Genomic DNA, 547 nt, shown 5'->3' on the forward strand with positions numbered 1-547 from the left:
TCTGGAAAAGTGATCGCGAGCGATATATTGCCGATGGATCCGCTGCCAGACGTGACGTTTGTGCAAGGTGATTTTACGGATGACGATGTCTTCGAAATGATTTTGGCAGAAATAGATGGCAAGGTAGATCTTGTAATCTCAGATATGGCCCCCAATATGAGTGGTAACTCTGCAGTTGATATTCCTTCTGCGATGTACTTGGTTGAGCTAGCTTTAGATATGTCCGCTCACACCTTAAAACCAGGCGGAAACTTTGTGGCAAAGGTATTTCAAGGTGAGGGCTTTGATGCTTTGCTAGCGCAAATGCGCACAATGTTTACGAAAGTATATTCCCGTAAACCGGATGCATCGCGTGCTCGGTCGAGAGAAATATACCAGATAGGAATAGGTTACAAAGGCCAGTAGCAGCGGGTTATCAAAGTATTGTTAAAGGCTTTAGCAAATTTTCATTCGCTCGCCGAATGAAAACTGTAAATATGTAGGTTCGGTAAATAGTATATTTAAGAATCTGGTTGTATATTTTACTTCGTATTAAACACACAACTTT

At 41.7% G+C, this 547-nt stretch carries 1 protein-coding gene; it reads left to right on the top strand.

Annotation, left to right across the window (positions count from 1 at the left end; genetic code table 11):
* Positions 1-405 (top strand): RlmE family RNA methyltransferase (locus tag A3751_RS15655; protein WP_304439038.1); only part of this gene is annotated, 405 nt, incomplete at its 5' end.
* Positions 406-547 lie beyond the last annotated feature (142 nt).

This window comes from Oleiphilus sp. HI0080, assembly GCF_001635135.1.